Annotated in this window: 14 protein-coding genes; 12 read left to right on the top strand and 2 right to left on the bottom strand. The window is 51.1% G+C overall.

Annotated elements, in window-relative coordinates:
- Together HMPREF9441_RS10670 and HMPREF9441_RS10665 are read right to left on the bottom strand one after the other, a co-directional pair.
- A complete protein-coding gene (locus HMPREF9441_RS10670) occupies positions 1 to 642 on the bottom strand; it encodes a LolA-like putative outer membrane lipoprotein chaperone (protein ID WP_008620998.1) in 642 nt (213 codons plus the stop codon).
- 21 nt (positions 643 to 663) lie between these two features.
- Positions 664 to 3,159: an FtsK/SpoIIIE family DNA translocase gene (locus HMPREF9441_RS10665; RefSeq protein WP_008620985.1), complete on the bottom strand. Its 2,496-nt coding sequence runs from the start codon at positions 3,157 to 3,159 to the stop codon at positions 664 to 666.
- Between the two features lie 115 nt (positions 3,160 to 3,274).
- On the opposite strand from HMPREF9441_RS10665, the gene HMPREF9441_RS10660 reads away from it, so the two are divergent.
- From HMPREF9441_RS10660 to HMPREF9441_RS10600, 12 genes are all read left to right on the top strand, one after another.
- Positions 3,275 to 3,829, top strand: coding sequence for a DUF5063 domain-containing protein (locus tag HMPREF9441_RS10660; RefSeq protein WP_008620984.1), 555 nt, complete (start codon positions 3,275 to 3,277; stop codon positions 3,827 to 3,829).
- 15 nt (positions 3,830 to 3,844) lie between these two features.
- Entirely contained in the window at positions 3,845 to 4,465 is a 621-nt protein-coding gene (locus HMPREF9441_RS10655) for a 3'-5' exonuclease (RefSeq protein ID WP_008620982.1), read from the top strand.
- Between the two features lie 19 nt (positions 4,466 to 4,484).
- On the top strand, positions 4,485 to 5,669 hold the full coding sequence (locus HMPREF9441_RS10650; protein WP_039865200.1) for a class I SAM-dependent rRNA methyltransferase: 1,185 nt from the start codon (positions 4,485 to 4,487) through the stop codon (positions 5,667 to 5,669).
- Positions 5,670 to 5,969: 300 nt separating this feature from the next.
- Complete coding sequence (locus HMPREF9441_RS10640; protein ID WP_008620978.1) at positions 5,970 to 7,121, top strand: hypothetical protein; 1,152 nt, start codon at positions 5,970 to 5,972, stop codon at positions 7,119 to 7,121.
- Positions 7,122 to 7,409: 288 nt separating this feature from the next.
- Positions 7,410 to 8,483, top strand: a complete 1,074-nt coding sequence (locus tag HMPREF9441_RS10635; RefSeq protein WP_087943202.1) for a 6-bladed beta-propeller — start codon at positions 7,410 to 7,412, stop codon at positions 8,481 to 8,483.
- Between the two features lie 127 nt (positions 8,484 to 8,610).
- The gene (locus tag HMPREF9441_RS10630; RefSeq protein WP_008620976.1) at positions 8,611 to 9,894 is read left to right on the top strand and encodes a nucleoside permease; all 1,284 of its coding nucleotides are present in this window, start codon (positions 8,611 to 8,613) and stop codon (positions 9,892 to 9,894) included.
- Entirely contained in the window at positions 9,882 to 10,448 is a 567-nt protein-coding gene (locus HMPREF9441_RS10625) for a bifunctional nuclease domain-containing protein (RefSeq protein WP_008620975.1), read from the top strand. The genes HMPREF9441_RS10630 and HMPREF9441_RS10625 overlap by 13 nt, the downstream gene beginning before the upstream one ends.
- 5 nt (positions 10,449 to 10,453) lie before the next feature.
- Positions 10,454 to 11,209 (top strand): 16S rRNA (uracil(1498)-N(3))-methyltransferase, encoded by a 756-nt coding sequence (locus HMPREF9441_RS10620; protein WP_172634944.1) that lies wholly within the window; start codon positions 10,454 to 10,456, stop codon positions 11,207 to 11,209.
- Positions 11,210 to 11,242: 33 nt separating this feature from the next.
- The gene (locus tag HMPREF9441_RS10615) at positions 11,243 to 12,703 is read left to right on the top strand and encodes a DUF4836 family protein (RefSeq protein ID WP_008620967.1); all 1,461 of its coding nucleotides are present in this window, start codon (positions 11,243 to 11,245) and stop codon (positions 12,701 to 12,703) included.
- Positions 12,703 to 13,347 (top strand): ATP-binding cassette domain-containing protein, encoded by a 645-nt coding sequence (locus tag HMPREF9441_RS10610; protein ID WP_008620966.1) that lies wholly within the window; start codon positions 12,703 to 12,705, stop codon positions 13,345 to 13,347. The genes HMPREF9441_RS10615 and HMPREF9441_RS10610 overlap by 1 nt, the downstream gene beginning before the upstream one ends.
- Positions 13,344 to 14,543, top strand: coding sequence for a hypothetical protein (locus tag HMPREF9441_RS10605; protein WP_008620965.1), 1,200 nt, complete (start codon positions 13,344 to 13,346; stop codon positions 14,541 to 14,543). The genes HMPREF9441_RS10610 and HMPREF9441_RS10605 overlap by 4 nt, the downstream gene beginning before the upstream one ends.
- A gap of 5 nt (positions 14,544 to 14,548) precedes the next feature.
- Positions 14,549 to 16,093 carry a RapZ C-terminal domain-containing protein gene (locus tag HMPREF9441_RS10600; RefSeq protein ID WP_008620964.1) on the top strand — a complete coding sequence of 515 codons (1,545 nt, stop codon included), beginning with the start codon at positions 14,549 to 14,551 and terminating at the stop codon, positions 16,091 to 16,093.
- The last annotated feature ends 8 nt before the right edge of the window (positions 16,094 to 16,101 follow it).

Here is a 16,101-nt window from a genome sequence, read left to right as displayed (position 1 = left end):
TTATCTCAGGTCTATGATTTCAGCCTGCGGATAATCTTTCGGGTTGAATTCGAAGTCTGTTGCTGCGAACGATTGTCCGGTATGCAACTGTTGGATGGAGATACGTGTCCACTGTCCTTTTTTACGTTGTTGCATACGGATGCACATCAGACTATGGTTATCCTTGTTGATATCCAGGATGATCGTGTGCGGACTTTTCTGTTTGTTGCGGGCGGTCAGCGTGATTTCATAACAGCTTTTTCCGCGTAAGGTCGTTTCCTTGAGTTGATAATGATATCCTTCTTTGTACAAGTTGACGAACGTGTAGGGATTCATGCTTTGCTGTTCTTCCGGAGTCGGTACACTTACATTGACTTCATCATTCGCTTTCATGTAACTCCATTGCGTTTCGCCGTTGTACCAGGTAATCATATCCGGTGTGGTCATTTGGAATTTATTGCCTTGAATGCACATCGTGCCCGTGGCGCTTCCTTGTACGTTGCCTTCGGTGAAATTGTCAGCTTTAAAAGTAGCTTTGACACCACCTTTGCTCGTAAACAGGGAGGCTGTTTCGTCCAGTATCTTTCGTGCATCGGGTGTTTGCTGCGCCTTTGCCGGGATAAGGGAAAGGCACAAAGCCGCAGTCCATAATATCTTTTTCATCTTTTCAGTTTCTTTATCAGGTTATCTTAAATTGTTCAGTCTCATCTCCAAGTCGGTATCGTCTATACACAGCACTTCCCGGGGCTTGCTGCCTTGTGCCGCTCCTACGATACCTGCTTTTTCCAGTTGGTCCATCAGACGTCCCGCACGGTTGTATCCGATAGCGAATTTACGTTGTATCATAGAGGTGGAACCTTGTTGAGTAGCCACGATAAGGCGTGCGGCCTCTTCGAATAGTGGGTCAAGATGGGTCATGTCTACAGCACCTGCGTTACTTTCTTCCCCTTCCATTTCCACTTTGGGTAGTTCGAACGGGCCGAGGTAACTCTGTTGTTTGGCGATATAGGTCGTGATTCGCTCCACTTCCGGTGTATCGACGAAAGCACATTGTACCCGTACCGGTTCGCTACCGCTCAGGAAAAGCATGTCGCCTCGTCCGATAAGTTGGTTAGCTCCCGGGCGATCCAGAATCGTACGGGAGTCGATCATAGCACTTACTTTAAAGGCCATTCGTGCCGGGAAGTTTGCCTTGATGGTACCCGTAATGATGTTGGTGGTCGGGCGCTGGGTAGCGATGATCATGTGAATTCCCACGGCCCGGGCCAATTGTGCGATGCGGGCGATAGGCAGTTCTATTTCTTTTCCGGCCGTCATAATCAGATCTCCGAACTCGTCGATGACGACTACGATGTAAGGCATGAAACGATGCCCGTTTTCAGGATTGAGTTGGCGGTTCTTGAATTTGGCGTTATACTCTTTGATATTACGGGCACGGGCTTTTTTCAGCAAGTCGTAGCGCGTGTCCATTTCACAGCAGAGGCTTTTCAGCGTGGCCACCACCTTTTGTACGTCCGTAATGATAGGCTCGTCGTCCCCGTCGGCAATCTTCGCCAGGAAATGGTTTTCGATGGGGGAGTAGATGCTGAACTCCACCTTTTTCGGGTCTACCATGACGAACTTCAGTTCCGCCGGATGCTTCTTATATAATAAGGACGTAATGATGGCATTCAGTCCGACAGATTTACCCTGTCCGGTGGCACCGGCCACCAAAAGGTGAGGCATTTTGGCCAAATCCACCATAAAAACCTCGTTCGTGATGGTTTTACCTAATGCGATGGGCAGTTCGTAGTCTGACTCACGGAACTTCCGGCTGTTCAGAATACTTTCCATCGACACCATGCGGGGCCGTGCATTCGGCACTTCTATACCGATAGTCCCTTTGCCCGGTATGGGAGCGATGATACGGATGCCCAGTGCGCTCAGGCTCAATGCGATGTCATCCTCCAGATTTTTGATACGTGAGATGCGTACTCCTTTTGCCGGAGTGATTTCGTACAACGTGATGGTCGGTCCCACCGTAGCTTTTATGGAAGATATGCCTACGCCGAAATTCTGGAGCACTTCAATGATTTGGTCTTTGTTCTTGTTTTGCTCTTCCATGTCGATGGGCGCGTCCTCATCGTTACGTTTGTCCAACAGTTCGAGCGTAGGGTAATGGTAATTTTCCAAATCCAGCTTCGGGTCGTAAGGTTCCAAGGCTCCCATGCCGCTCGCGTCGGCAAGTTCCTCTTTTTCTGTTTCCACGATGTCCAGTTCGGGAGTTGCTTTTGGGGAATCGGACTGTTTGTCCGGATCATCCGTTTCTTCTTCTTCGTTCGTTTCGTCCTCTTTCTCTTCCTTAAGCGAGGCGTCCATGTCGAAATTTATGGTGGTTTGAACGGGATACTCTTCCTCCTCTTTTATGCAGTCGGCAGTGTCGTCGGCGGTTTCCGGGGCGGCAGAATCTTCAGCCGGTTCGGTTTCCCCGTCTGCTGCTTTTGCCGGGAGTTTCGACTTGATGTAGTCCACCGGATTCAGGATTCGCCGTACCAATTGTATCGTTTCGCTGCTCAAGTAAGCCAGGTAGGCGACAGCGGTCAGGAGCAGTACCATAAACGTGCCCACCTTGCCGATACGTTGGTTGAGCCAGTTACTGATAAATAAGCCGTGGTCGCCGCCGGGGTTGATGAAGTTCCAACCACTCAGACCTTCAAACGTTTGTTGAAAGAAATAGGAACAGGTAACAGAAAGCCAGATGATGAGTATGGAACAGTTCAGAAACCATTTCCAAAGCCTGACCTTATAGGCGCGGGTCAGTTTCATGGCTGCAATAATCAGAAAAACGGGAAGGATGAAGGCCGAGAATCCGAAACAGCGGTTTATCCAATAGTTGGCGCAGTAGGCTCCCACGGCTCCGGCATAATTCAGGAATCCCTCCATTGCCCCTTGTTCTATGAGACATTGGTCCTCCGCGCCGGTAAACAGGTGGGAGGTGAAAGACAACAGCATGAAAAGAGCCAGGATTAAGAGTACCAGTCCGAAAAAAAAGCGTATGGTTTCCTTATGGCCTACCGGTTCTTCTCCCGCATTCAGCACATGTTCTTCCGCTTCTGTCTTTTTTTCGGGCTTTTTTCCTTTTCCTTTCTGTACTTTGTTTCCTAATTTGGTTGTTTGTATCGTCGGATTTTTTTTACTCATCTTGGCTTGTCGGTATGAAAACAACTACAAAAGTAAATGAAAATCATCAATTTTGCTATTTTTTCGCTCAAATTTTTGTAGCTTTGCGGTTTTTAGAAAATGATGAGAGAGCACCATGAATGTGAATGATAAGAAAACGATAGTATATTCTCGGAATACTGTGGAATTTGTAACCGTGGCAGCCGAATTTTGTGCCTATTTGGAACAATCGGAAGGGAGGAAGTGCCGGGATTTCACGGATACCGTATTAAAACTCTTGCCTTTACTCTATTTGAAGGCTGCCTTGTTGGAGGATATTGAGGGCGCAGAGGACTTTCTTCCCGAAGCTTTCGTTTCGGAGCAGGATTACGAATTTGTCCGTCTGACACTTTCTGCCTTATTGGGCGAGAAGGACGATTACCTGGATTTTTGCAACGAGGGAGTGAAATTCAGCGACGAGCCGGCCGTAAAAACAATTTCAGAGGATTTGGCGGATATTTATCAGGCATTGAAGAACTTTGTGGAGACCTACCGCATCGGTTTGGAGGAAAACATGTACGAGGCCGTGGCGGAAGTCCGGAACGCGTTCGTGCTGTATTGGGGGCAAACGTTGACGAATGCCATGCGGGCTCTCCATCGTGTCAGGTACAGTCCCGAAGACGATGAAGATGAGGAATTAGATGTAGATTAACCTTTTCAAAATAAGATGAAAACACTGTATAGTAAGTTTGACAAGAAACTTATATCGGCTTTGCCGCGTGCCCTGTTCGAGGGGCGTATTTTTGTGATTCAGACGGAGGCGGAAGCGTCTCGGGCTGTAGATTATTTGTTGGCTTCGGCTGTTTTGGGAGTAGATACAGAAACGCGCCCTTCTTTCCGCAAGGGATGCACGAATAAGGTAGCTTTGTTGCAGGTATCTACCGATGATACTTGTTTCCTGTTTCGTTTGAATCATATCGGAGTGACCGAAAGTGTGAAACGTTTGTTACAGGACGAAAATGTCTTGAAAGTCGGTTTGTCGTTGCGTGACGACTTTGCCTCGCTCCATAAGCGTGGCGAGTTCGAGCCTCGGGCCTTCCTGGATTTGCAGGATTATGTCCGTGCTTTTGGTATTGAGGACATGAGCCTGCAGAAGCTGTATGCCAATATCTTCGGGCAGAAGATCAGTAAAGGGCAGCGTCTCACCAACTGGGAGGCGGACGTGCTGACCGAGGGGCAGAAACTGTATGCGGCTACCGATGCTTGGGCGTGCATACGGTTGTATCGGGAACTGGAAACATTGAAAGAAAATAATGACTATGAACTTGCCGTAGTGCAGGAATCATAAATAAATGAGGGTAAAGACTATGTATAAGAATTTATATTTAAAGAAAGGAAAAGAAGAAAGTCTGGAGCGTTTCCATCCCTGGATTTTTTCCGGAGCCATCCATCATATAGAGGGAGAGCCTGAAGAAGGGGAGGTGGTACGTGTGTTGACGTCCGAGGGCGATTTTATAGCCGTGGGGCATTGGCAAATCGGTTCCATTGCCGTCAGGGTGCTGGATTTCGAGGACAAAGCGGTGGACGGAGCCTATTGGGAAGACCGACTGCGAGTGGCTTACGACTTGCGATGCGCTATCGGAGTGGCCGGACATGAAAAGGGAAATGATACCTATCGTTTGGTGCATGGCGAAGGAGACTGTTTGCCTGGGCTGGTGGTGGATGTGTATGGAAAGACAGCCGTCATGCAGGCTCATAGCGTGGGCATGCACGTGGCGCGTCACGAAATAGCACGGGCACTTGTGGCCGTGACGGGCGGAACAGTGGAAAACGTGTACTATAAGAGCGAAACCACTCTGCCTTTCAAGGCGGAACTGGGGCAGGAAAACGGTTTTATCGTGGGTGGAAGCACGGAAAACGTAGCGGTAGAGAACGGCTTGAAGTTTCATATAGATTGGTTGAAAGGCCAGAAGACAGGATTCTTCGTAGACCAACGTGACAATCGTTCGCTGCTGGAGCATTATGCCCACGGGCGTGCCGTGCTGAATATGTTCTGTTATACCGGAGGATTCAGCGTGTACGCCATGCGTGGCGGAGCCACGTTGGTGCATTCCGTGGACAGTTCGGCCAAGGCGATAGACCTGACCCGCGCCAACGTGGAATTGAACTTTCCGGGCGATGCCCGCCACGAGGCGTATGCCGAAGACGCTTTCAAGTATTTGGATGCGATGGGAGACCAGTATGATTTGATTATTCTCGACCCTCCGGCTTTTGCCAAACATAAGGATGCGCTTCGGCAGGCTCTGAAAGGCTATGCGCGTTTGAACGCCAAGGCTTTCAGTAAAATCAAGCCGGGCGGCATCCTGTTCACGTTCAGTTGTTCGCAGGTGGTAAGCAAGGACCATTTCCGTACCGCTGTTTTTACCGCCGCTGCGCAGAGCGGACGTCGCGTGCGTATCCTTCACCAGTTGCATCAACCGGCCGACCATCCCGTCAATATCTACCACCCCGAAGGGGAATATTTGAAGGGGTTGGTACTCTATGTGGAGTGAAAAACAAGGGTCAAATGAAAAATAAAGTTAAATACCATACATTTTTTTGTGCTTAGCTATTGCGTGAATGAAAAAAGCCGTATATTTGCACTGTGTTTTTCATGGTATTAGATTTAAGGTTAATGAAAGATTGGTTGTCGAGATGACAACCTTCTTTTTTTTAAGGGGGTACATCCGTTCGGGTGTGCCCCCTTTTCAGTCCGGAGCGTATGAGAGGGAGCGGTTCCGAAAAAATACGATTCTTTTTTTTGTTTCCGGCGTGATTTTTCCGTATGTTTGTTCCGTTAAATAGAGAATATCATGAAAAAAACTTGGATTTTTTTGCTTTTGGGAGCTTTGTGCCACGGGTGCAAAGATAAGAACCCCAGTTTTCGCCTTCCTCCCGATGCTGTGGCCGAAATCTCCGTGACTTCCTTGTCGGTGGATACCTTGTGGTTGGATACGGTGCCCACGTCTTATATGATTGAATCCGGAGTTTGCGATGACTATCTGTACGTGGTGGATAAGAAACTTTGTGTGCTATACCGTTATGAACCCACGGGACGGTTGCGTGATAAGAAACTGGGGGTGGGACATGCCCGCAATGAAACGGAAGTAGGGCAGGTGTACGGATGTTGCATGCTTGACGGAGGTGGAATTTTGCTCAGTAATTCCAGTGGGTGGTATTATTCCTATGACAAGGATTTCCTTTTCAAAGACCATTTCTTCATTTCCTACAATGGACGCAAGGACAAGGACCAGTTGGACGAAAGCGTCTTTTCAGATCCGCTGTATTACGCGCACGGGTCGGACATGCACTTCCGTTCCCATGGGAATAAGATTTATAGTACAGTACATGATTTGTGGGGGTATGATTATTTGGAAGATACGGGGATTTATCTCGACAAGGCTGCTAATATACGGGAAATAGACTTAGGAAAACATGACTTCGGGCGATTGTTGGCATTCGGCTATCCTGAGAGTTATTACGACAAGCCTCTCACCAAAACGCTTTTTGCTCAACTGAATTTCGATATTGCGGACAATGGGGATTTTTACGTGTCGTTCGAGGCCGATTCTTTAATGTACCGTTACGACCATGATTATAACCAGTTGGCCTGTTTCGGCTTTGCCGGACGGGACATGGATTTGAACTACCTCCGTTGGGACAGTTATGACCAGCCTTGGAAGGAAAGGTTGGCCGAGCGTATGTCGAGGGGCTTTTATAATGCTGTGGAATATGTGGACGAGACGGGATTGTTGTTCCGTTCTTACCGGAAAGGCGGCGGTTCGGCTACGGACGGGTTGCAGGTCTACCGTGATGGAGTTTTGGTAGGCGATGTAGACGTTCCCCTGGGATTCCGGATGGCCGGTTATGTGGCTCCTTATTATTATTCCTATGTGGTGCCTGACGAAGAGGGGGAGCGGCTGTATATGTTCCGTTTCAAATGGCCTTCCGCACCGGAAGAATAAGTTCCGTGCTCTTGCCGGTGCTTTTCGCTCTTCTTTATTTACATGAATCATTCTGCTGAGAATGGAAAATCAATCTCAGCAGAATGAAAAATCGTTTGGCTGAGAACGGAAAATCGTTTGGCGCAGATTGATTTTATGGGTTGTGGAGGATGCCCGATGATGTTATTTAAAGCTTTTTTTTCTAATTCATTTTAAGAGGGTTAGGTGTGCTGTACGAGCGGAAATCTTGTACCTTTCTTGGGTTTTATTTATCTTTACATCCGATGAAATATGATAGAGTGTATGTCGATGAAACAAGTTTGGATTGGAACAGCAGTTTGCTTGTGCCTGTCGTGCACGCGGATGCGAGACGGGCAGGAGGGCGTGGTGCTCGATTTGACGGAGACGGGGATGGATACGTTAGGATTCGGCGACGTTTTCGAGGTGGTAGGCGTTGTCCCGTTGGAGACAAAAGACGAATGCCTTTTAGGGTATGTGAGTAAGGTGGAAGTCGTGGATGGAAACTATTATGTGCTGGACGGCCAACGGAAGGCGGTGTTCGTCTTCGACGGACAAGGGACGTTTCTGCGTCGCATCGGAATCGTGGGGCACGGGCACGGCGAATACGAGCGTGCCTCGGATTTTACGGTAGACCGCGACCGCGGACGTGTGGTCATTCTCTGCGGCCCCCGGGAGGTGTATATGTATGATTTACAGGGACGGTTTGTCGGCAAGAAAGATGTCAGTCCTTGGTTGGTCTGGAAGATAGCCTCTTGTCCGGAAGGCTTTGTCGGTTCGACGGAAGACGCCACCTACTCCGAAGGCGAGATGGCTTATTTGTTTTATGCTTTCGACCCCGAATTTCATGCACGGGGCAAGTGGGTCGGAGTGCGTCGGGACTATGCCATGTCGACGGCCTATTTCCCTTTGCAAAAGGCCGGCGGCAAGGTGTTCGGCTTCGACGGCGCAAGGAATGCCGTCCACGTGTGGGACGGACAGGCCGACAGCGTGAGGACGGCATACGCCGTCCGTTTCGCCTCTCCCATGCCCGGAGGCATGAAAGGCCAGGAGGAATACATGCGGAACATGTTTCTTTACGACGTGCTGATGGGCGGCGCGTGGGGCGGTGACGGTTTGGTGTTGTTTTATTTGCACGAGGCCCGTCAGCACGTCGCTGTGTTTGCCCCGGACGGGGAACGGCGTATGTCGGGGCCGTACCGGGATGTCTTTCCGGACTTGTACGTCGGGCGTGAGGGAGAAGTGCTGATCGTGCCTTCCGCTGCGCGGTTCCTGGAACTTGTACGTCGGCATCCGGATGTAGTGCCCGGTGCGCCCGTGTCGGAAGACGGCAACCACGTGGTGTTGCGTTGCAGGTTGAGGTAATCCGTGGTTTGGGATTTTTTAATGGATATTTGTGTCGCTTTTTTTGTCCGCACCGGCATGGAAACGGATTTTTTTGTGTAAGTTTGCATATCATAATAGACTGTGGAATACATAAAACGTGAGAGCTATGAAATTAAAGATGCGCTTGACGGTGATGAACTTCCTGGAATACGCCGTGTGGGGGGCTTATCTGACCTCGATGGGAAGTTATTTGGTGAAAATCGGTATGGCCGAGAATATCGGTTGGTTTTATTCGGTTCAGGGCATCGTGTCTTTGTTCATGCCCGCGCTGATAGGTATTATTGCAGACCGTTGGATGCAGGGGCAAAAGGTGTTGAGCCTCTGTCATTTTCTGGCGGGCGTTTTCATGCTGGGAGCTTCGCTTTATGGGTTTGAAGCCGGCGCGGAAGCTTCATTTTCCACCTTGTTCACTCTTTATTCGTTGAGCGTGGCTTTCTTTATGCCCACTATCGCGTTGGCCAATTCCGTGGCTTATTCCGCCTTGGAGGGAGCCGGTCTGGATACGGTGAAAGACTTCCCGCCGATACGCGTGTTCGGTACGGTCGGTTTCATTTGTTCCATGTGGGCCGTAGATTTGGGCGGTATGCAGGAGAATGCGGGACAGTTCGCCTTTTCCGGTGTTCTGAGCTTGTTGTTGGCGGCTTACGCCTTGACCCTTCCGGCATGTCCGGTAAGCCATGCGGCGGAACGCAAGAGCGTGGTGGAGGCTTTGGGGCTTCGTGCCTTTACGCTGTTCCGGCAAAAGCGTATGGCCTTGTTTTTCATCTTTTCCATGTGTCTGGGCATCTGTTTGCAGATCACCAACGGTTTTGCCAGTCCCTTCATCTTCTCTTTCGGGGGGATTCCCGAATATGCGGATACGTTCGGGGTGCAGCATGCCAATATCCTGATTTCCATATCCCAAATCAGTGAGACATTTTGTATTTTGTTGATACCGTTCTTTTTGGGGCGTTTCGGCATCAAGCGGGTGATGCTCATAGCGATGTTGGCGTGGGTGTTCCGTTTCGGGTTCTTCGCCTTGGGCAATCCCGGGTCGGGCGTGTGGTTGTTTGTCCTGTCCATGCTGGTTTACGGGGTGGCTTTCGACTTTTTCAATGTTTCGGGTTCCTTGTTTGTCGACAAGGAGACGGACATCAGCATACGCAGTAGTGCGCAGGGATTGTTCATGATGATGACCAATGGTTTGGGTGCAACCATAGGAACGTTGTCGGCTCAGGCCGTCATCAATCGTTTTGTGTACGCTTTGCCGGAAACGGCCTCCGGACAAGAGGTCATAGCCGGGTGGAACACCTGTTGGTATATATTTGCAGCCTACGCTTTGGTCGTAGCAGCCTTGTTTGCCATATTTTTTAAGTATAAACATGTAGTTAAAGATGAATGCGGAAGATGAATGAGGCGATAAAAGAACTGAAAGTGGTGACCGTGTCCAAATGTACGGAAGACGGTGCTGCATACATAGCTGTCCTGAAGGAAAAGGACGGTGAACGTATCTTGCCGGTCTTGATAGAGAGAAGCGAGGCTTACCTCTTGTTGATGAAGATGAAAGGGAATAAAAAGAATGCTTTGCCCTCTTCCATGTCCGACATTATGCGGGCGGCTTTCATGCAATGCAATATGAGCATAGAAGAAGTGCGCATAGCCACTGTGGAGGGAGGCGTAACCTATTGTCACGTCCTTTACCGGCAAGAAAGCGTTTTTCACATGATTCGTTATTGCAAGGCGTCCGATTGCCTGATTCTGGCCTATACGTTCGATTGCCCGATTACCATCGGCGAGGCGTTGCTGGAGCACCAGTATATGCGCGAAGTAGGAGACGGAATGTATTCCATCCCGGTAAATTCGGTGAGCGTGGATGCATTGAAAGAGGCGTTGAAAAGGGCTGTGGAAGACGAGAACTATGAACTGGCCTCGCAGTTGCGTGACGAAATAGAACGACGAAAATGAAGGAAATCCGTTTTTTTTATGCACCGGACGTCGCGGTGGATGCCGAACTGCCGGCAGATGAGGCCGCGCATTGCTTGCGGGTCTTGCGCTTGCAGGCGGGCGATGAGATTCGTCTGACCGACGGGAAAGGAATGTTTTATAAAGCCGAGATTACGACGGCCACCGGAAAACGTTGCCTCTTTAAGGTCTTGGAAGCCGTTCCGCATCCCAAGGAGTGGAGCGGGCACCTGCATTTGGCCTTGGCGCCTACCAAGAATATGGATCGGATAGAGTGGTTGGCGGAGAAGGCTACCGAGATCGGCTTCGACGAGTTGACGTTTTTGGATTGCCGCTACTCGGAGCGCAAAGTGGTCAAGACGGAACGCATAGACAAGATTTTGGTGTCGGCCATGAAGCAGAGCCACAAGGCCCGTAAACCGCTATTGAACGAGATGGAGGATTTCAAGCGTTTTGTGGCCCGCCCCTTCGCCGGACAGAAGTTCATCGCGCATTGTTATGACGAAGCCGATGTGGCCGGTGTGGCCAAAGCATCCGAAGACAAGGCCATGGACGGCGGAAAGCCTTTTCTGTTGGACGAATTGGATGCCGGACAGGATGCTTTGGTATTGGTGGGGCCGGAAGGGGATTTTAGCATCGACGAGGTGCGGTTGGCGCAGGCTCACGGTTTCCGTTCCGTAAGTTTGGGCCGGAGCCGCCTGCGTACGGAGACGGCGGCGTTGGTGGCGGTTCATCTGATGCACATCCACCATGCCCGCATGTAAAAGCTTGCAAGATTAACACAATACTGAGATAAAATGAAAAAGAAATGGATATGGGGCGCAGCCGTGGTGTTGGTTTTGGCGCTTTCACTGGGGCTTTACAGGTTTTTCACGGCAGACGATTACCGCCGTACCTTGCCATCGCGTCCCTTGGCTTTGGCAGCCGTAGACTGGGTGCGCTTGTCGGAAGAAAACGACATGGGCATGCAGGATTGGAAGAAACTGTTGCCGGAAGGACTGGAACCCGGACAGACCGGAATCGACTGGTCGAAGAAAATGTATGCCTTTGTTTCTTCCAAAGAATACGTAGGCTTGTTGGCCGCTGTCTGCGACGAGGCAGACTTGCGGCGTTTGTTGGATGAGGCCGCAAAGAAAGGCCGGTGCACGCCTGTGGAAGACTACCGGGGCTACTCTTGGACGGTATGGGACGGCAGTTGGATGGTGGGTTTCGGTGACGGTGCGTTGCTTATGATGGGGCCGGGACTGAAAGCCGACATGGATGCGTTGCGCTATGACATGCTGGCTTGTTTCAGGCAGAAAGAGGCGGAAAGCGGGATGTCTTCGCCCCTCTTTGCTGAGTTGGACCGTAAGGATGCTTCTTTCCGCGTCGTGTCGCGGTTGGACGTGTTGCCCAACTTTCGCGGTGTGGAATTTTTGGAGGGCTTGCCCGAGCATGCGAATCTGAGCGATGTGTATGTCTGTGCCGGTTTGAACCTCTCTCCGCACGGGGTGACTATGGAGGCGGAAATCAGTTCGCAGAACAGTGACATCAATAAGTATTATGAGCGGTTGGCTTTCTTGGGCAAACCGTTGGACGGCGAATTTGCCGGACGGGTGCCGGAGGATGCTTTGGCGTGGGCTTGCGTGAATGTGGACGGCGGCTCTTTGTTGGAGATGTTGCGGCAGAATCCCGTGGCGCGTACGTTCCTGATCGGGCTGAACATGGGTGTGGATGCAGACTTGATTATTCGCAGCATCAAGGGGGACGTGGCTGTTACCGTTCCGGCTTCTGCCTTGCAAAATCCCGGTAATGTCCTCGTGACGGCCCATCTGGCAGAGAAGGACTTTTTGAAAGAAGCCGCATATTGGAAGGAAAGCGCTGCGCGAAGCGGCGCATGGACTTTCCGTGATTTCGGGAGCGACCGCTTTTATTTGGCAGCCAATGGCGTACAGACCTATTTCGGGGTAGAAGGGGAGACGCTCTACGTCACGCCTGAAGAGGAAATGACGGGTTGGGTAAGCGGTCCGGAGACAGAGACCCTCTCGGAATGGAACAGCCGGATAAAGGACAGCCGTTTCTTCTTATGGGTGAATTTGGAACAGGTCAAACGTGACCCGATGATGGGTGCGTTGTGCCGGGAAAGCGGAGTGGACGAAGGCCGAAAGATATTGGATTTGTTCGATGCAGTAGTGCTGAGGTCGTCCGACGCCCGCCGTCTGACCTTGGAGTTGCATACGCGTGGGAATCGGAATCTATTGAAGGATTTATTGAAATAATGGACAAGATAGAATTGAAGAATGCGTTGCCGGAGGTGTTTGCCTTACGGGACGACATCCGGAGCGAGATTTGGCACCGGGAAGTGACGTTCGAGCGGGGGCATTTGTATTTGGTCGAGGCAGGTTCCGGTACCGGCAAATCATCCCTTTGCAGTTATATCATCGGTTATCGTAACGACTATCAGGGTATCATCAGCTTTGACGGGAAGAACATCCGCAATTATAAGGTGAAGGATTGGGTGGAGCTTCGGAAACGTTCGTTGAGTCATTTGTTTCAGGAACTCCGTTTATTTCCCGAGTTGACGGCTTACGAGAACGTGGCGATTAAAAACAATTTGACGGGATTCAAGAAGAAAAAACAGATAGAAGCTTGGTTCGACGCGTTGGGCATCGGCGACAAGTTGCATGCTCCGATAAGCCGCATGAGTTTCGGCCAGCAGCAGCGGGTGGCCATGATCCGGGCTTTGGTGCAGCCTTTCGATTTCTTGTTGGCTGACGAACCGATAAGCCATCTGGACGAAGAGAACGGAAAGACGATGGGAGAAATCATGATGGAGGAAGCCCGCTCGCAGGGAGCGGGTGTCATCGTGACCAGTATCGGCAAGCATATCGCATTAGATTACGAAAAGACATTCAGGTTATGAGTTTGGTTTGGAAATTATTGCGTCGGCACGTCAGCGTACCTCAGTTTGCAGGTTTCTTCTTTGCCAATTTGTTGGGTATGCTCATCGTCCTGTTGAGTGTACAATTTTATTATGACGTCCTGCCTGTTTTCACGCAGGGCGACAGTTTCATCAAGAAAGATTATCTGATTGTCTCCAAGCGGATCAGTATGGTCAGCTCTTTCAGTGGCCGGAGCAATACGTTTTCTGCGGCGGACATCGATGAAATCAAGGCGCAGAAGTTTTGCAAAAGCGTAGGGGCTTTCACTTCAAGCCGATATAAGGTGAGTGCGAGCATGGGCGTAGAAGGCATGGCTTACATGAGTACGGAAATGTTCTTTGAATCCGTGCCCGACCGTTTTGTGGACGCAGACCTGAAAGACTGGCACTTCGCGGATGGTGACCCCGTGGTGCCCATCATTTTGCCGCGCAGCTACCTGACGATTTACAATTTCGGCTTTGCCCAAAGCCGTTCGCTGCCTAAGCTTTCGGAAGGAGTGGTCAGCATGCTGGACTTGAACGTACGTTTGCGGGGCAATGGCCGGGAGAGCGTGATGAAAGGACGGGTCATCGGTTTCAGCAATCGGCTGAACACCATCTTGGTGCCCGAGAGTTTCATGAAGTGGAGCAACAGGCTGTATGCCCCGGACGGGGATGCCGGTCCCACACGGCTTATCGTTGAAGTGTACAACCCGGCAGATGATGCCATCGCGCGTTTCTTGCAGCAAAAGGGATATGATACGGAAGAAGACAAGCTGGATGCCGGAAAGACCACTTATTTCCTGAAAATCGTGTCGGGTGTGGTGATGAGCGTAGGACTACTCATCAGCGTCTTGTCATTCTACATCCTGATGCTGAGCATTTATCTGTTGGTGCAGAAGAATACGACGAAGCTGGAGAACCTGCTGCTCATCGGTTACAGCCCTTGGCGGGTCGGTCTGCCTTATCAGATCCTGACGGTAGGAATGAACGTGCTGGTATTGTTGTTGGCCATTGGCTTGCTGACGTGGCTTCGCGGTTATTATCTGGATATGATTCTATTGTTGTTTCCCCAGATGGAGGAGGCAAGCCTTTGGCCTGCATGCGCCTTGGGTGTGGTGCTCTGCGTGGCGGTCAGCGTGCTGAACGTATGTGCCATACAGCGTAAGGTGATGGCCATTTGGAGACATAAAGACTGAGAGACATGGAAGAGTTGTTGCGATTATACGAAGACTGGCGGGGCTGTGCGCCGCAAAGTGTGGAGCAGTTGCCCGGAGCCGGAAGCAACCGTACGTATTACCGGTTCCGGGATGCCGAAGGGGATTCCCTGATAGGCGTGGTGGGTACGTCACGGGAGGAGAACGAGGCTTTCATTTATTTGGCCGGGCATTTCGGGCAGAAACGGTTGCCTATGCCCCGGGTTGTGGCTGTTTCGACGAGCCGTTTGTGCTATTTGCAAACCGATTTGGGGCATCGCAGCCTGTTCGACGTGCTGTCGGAAGGCCGCGAAAAAGGCGGCCGTTACGCTCCTGAAGAGAAGGAACTGTTGCGGCGGACGATAGCGGAATTGCCACGCATCCAGTTTGTCGGGGCGGAAGGCTTGGATTTCGGGCGGTGTTACCCGATGGCTTCCATGGACAGGACGGCTGTTTTCTTCGATTTGAACTATTTTAAATATTGCTTCTTGAAGACTACGGGACTGGACTTTAACGAGGTGAAGTTGGAAGAGGCGTTTTCGGAGATGGCCAAGGATTTGGTGGGAGACCCGGACAGGCACGCGTTCCAATACCGGGATTTCCAGGCGCGTAACGTCATGTTGGACAGGGACGGGCAGCCCCGTTTCATCGACTTCCAAGGCGGGCGGCGCGGGCCGGTGGAGTATGACGTGGCTAGTTTCCTGTGGCAGGCTTCGGCGCATTACGCCCCGGAGCTGCGCCACGAGCTGATGGCGACGTACCTCGATGCGGCACGGCTGTACACGGACGTGGACGAAGGACGGTTCCGTGAACGCATGCGGCTGTTCGTCTTGTTCCGCACGTTGCAGGTGTTGGGGGCATACGGTTTCAGGGGGTACTTCGAGCGGAAGAAGCATTTCTTAGACAGCATCGCCCCGGCCATACGGAACTTGCGCGAGTGGCTCTCGGAGGGCGAATGTCCTTATCCTTATTTATATGACGTGTTGAGCCGGATGGTGGATTTGCCCGCTTTCCGGACAGAAGTTTCCGCACAGCCGGACGAACCGTGCGGAAAGGATACGGGAATGGAGCGTGCAGCCGATGTGCTCCGTGCGGACATCGGGCCGGTTTCGGTTTCCCGATACGATGGCCGGGGGCCGTTGGTCGTGCGCGTGTTCAGTTTCTCCTATAAGAAGGGGATTCCCGAAGACACTAGTGGGAACGGAGGCGGTTATGTGTTCGATTGCCGCAGTACGCACAATCCCGGAAGATATGAACCGTACAAAGCCCTGACGGGCTTGGACGAACCCGTTATCCGTTTTTTGGAAGAGGACGGAGAGATTCTGACGTTCTTGGACAGCGTCTACAAATTGGCGGATGCCCATGTGGCGCGTTACCTCCGACGCGGTTTTACCGACCTGATGTTTGCTTTCGGATGTACGGGCGGCCGTCACCGCAGCGTCTATTCCGCCCAACATCTGGCCGAGCATCTGCATGCGAAGTTCGGCATAGAAGTACGGATATGTCATCGCGAGCAAAATATAGAACGGATATTGCCTCCGACGGAGCTATAGCGCAGCAT

Origin of the sequence: Paraprevotella clara YIT 11840, from assembly GCF_000233955.1 — a bacterium.
Taxonomy (GTDB): domain Bacteria; phylum Bacteroidota; class Bacteroidia; order Bacteroidales; family Bacteroidaceae; genus Paraprevotella; species Paraprevotella clara.
Note: the sequence above shows the minus strand (reverse complement) of the source record. Positions and strands in the feature narration are given on the sequence as shown.

Excerpts from the sequence above, each read along its gene's own strand:
- HMPREF9441_RS10670 (WP_008620998.1), bottom strand. The coding sequence starts at position 642 with ATGAAAAAGATATTATGGACTGCGGCTTTGTGCCTTTCCCTTATCCCG.
- HMPREF9441_RS10665 (WP_008620985.1), bottom strand. The coding sequence starts at position 3,159 with ATGAGTAAAAAAAATCCGACGATACAAACAACCAAATTAGGAAACAAA.
- HMPREF9441_RS10660 (WP_008620984.1), top strand. The coding sequence starts at position 3,275 with ATGAATGTGAATGATAAGAAAACGATAGTATATTCTCGGAATACTGTG.
- HMPREF9441_RS10655 (WP_008620982.1), top strand. The coding sequence starts at position 3,845 with ATGAAAACACTGTATAGTAAGTTTGACAAGAAACTTATATCGGCTTTG.
- HMPREF9441_RS10650 (WP_039865200.1), top strand. The coding sequence starts at position 4,485 with ATGTATAAGAATTTATATTTAAAGAAAGGAAAAGAAGAAAGTCTGGAG.
- HMPREF9441_RS10640 (WP_008620978.1), top strand. The coding sequence starts at position 5,970 with ATGAAAAAAACTTGGATTTTTTTGCTTTTGGGAGCTTTGTGCCACGGG.
- HMPREF9441_RS10635 (WP_087943202.1), top strand. The coding sequence starts at position 7,410 with ATGAAACAAGTTTGGATTGGAACAGCAGTTTGCTTGTGCCTGTCGTGC.
- HMPREF9441_RS10630 (WP_008620976.1), top strand. The coding sequence starts at position 8,611 with ATGAAATTAAAGATGCGCTTGACGGTGATGAACTTCCTGGAATACGCC.
- HMPREF9441_RS10625 (WP_008620975.1), top strand. The coding sequence starts at position 9,882 with ATGCGGAAGATGAATGAGGCGATAAAAGAACTGAAAGTGGTGACCGTG.
- HMPREF9441_RS10615 (WP_008620967.1), top strand. The coding sequence starts at position 11,243 with ATGAAAAAGAAATGGATATGGGGCGCAGCCGTGGTGTTGGTTTTGGCG.
- HMPREF9441_RS10610 (WP_008620966.1), top strand. The coding sequence starts at position 12,703 with ATGGACAAGATAGAATTGAAGAATGCGTTGCCGGAGGTGTTTGCCTTA.
- HMPREF9441_RS10605 (WP_008620965.1), top strand. The coding sequence starts at position 13,344 with ATGAGTTTGGTTTGGAAATTATTGCGTCGGCACGTCAGCGTACCTCAG.
- HMPREF9441_RS10600 (WP_008620964.1), top strand. The coding sequence starts at position 14,549 with ATGGAAGAGTTGTTGCGATTATACGAAGACTGGCGGGGCTGTGCGCCG.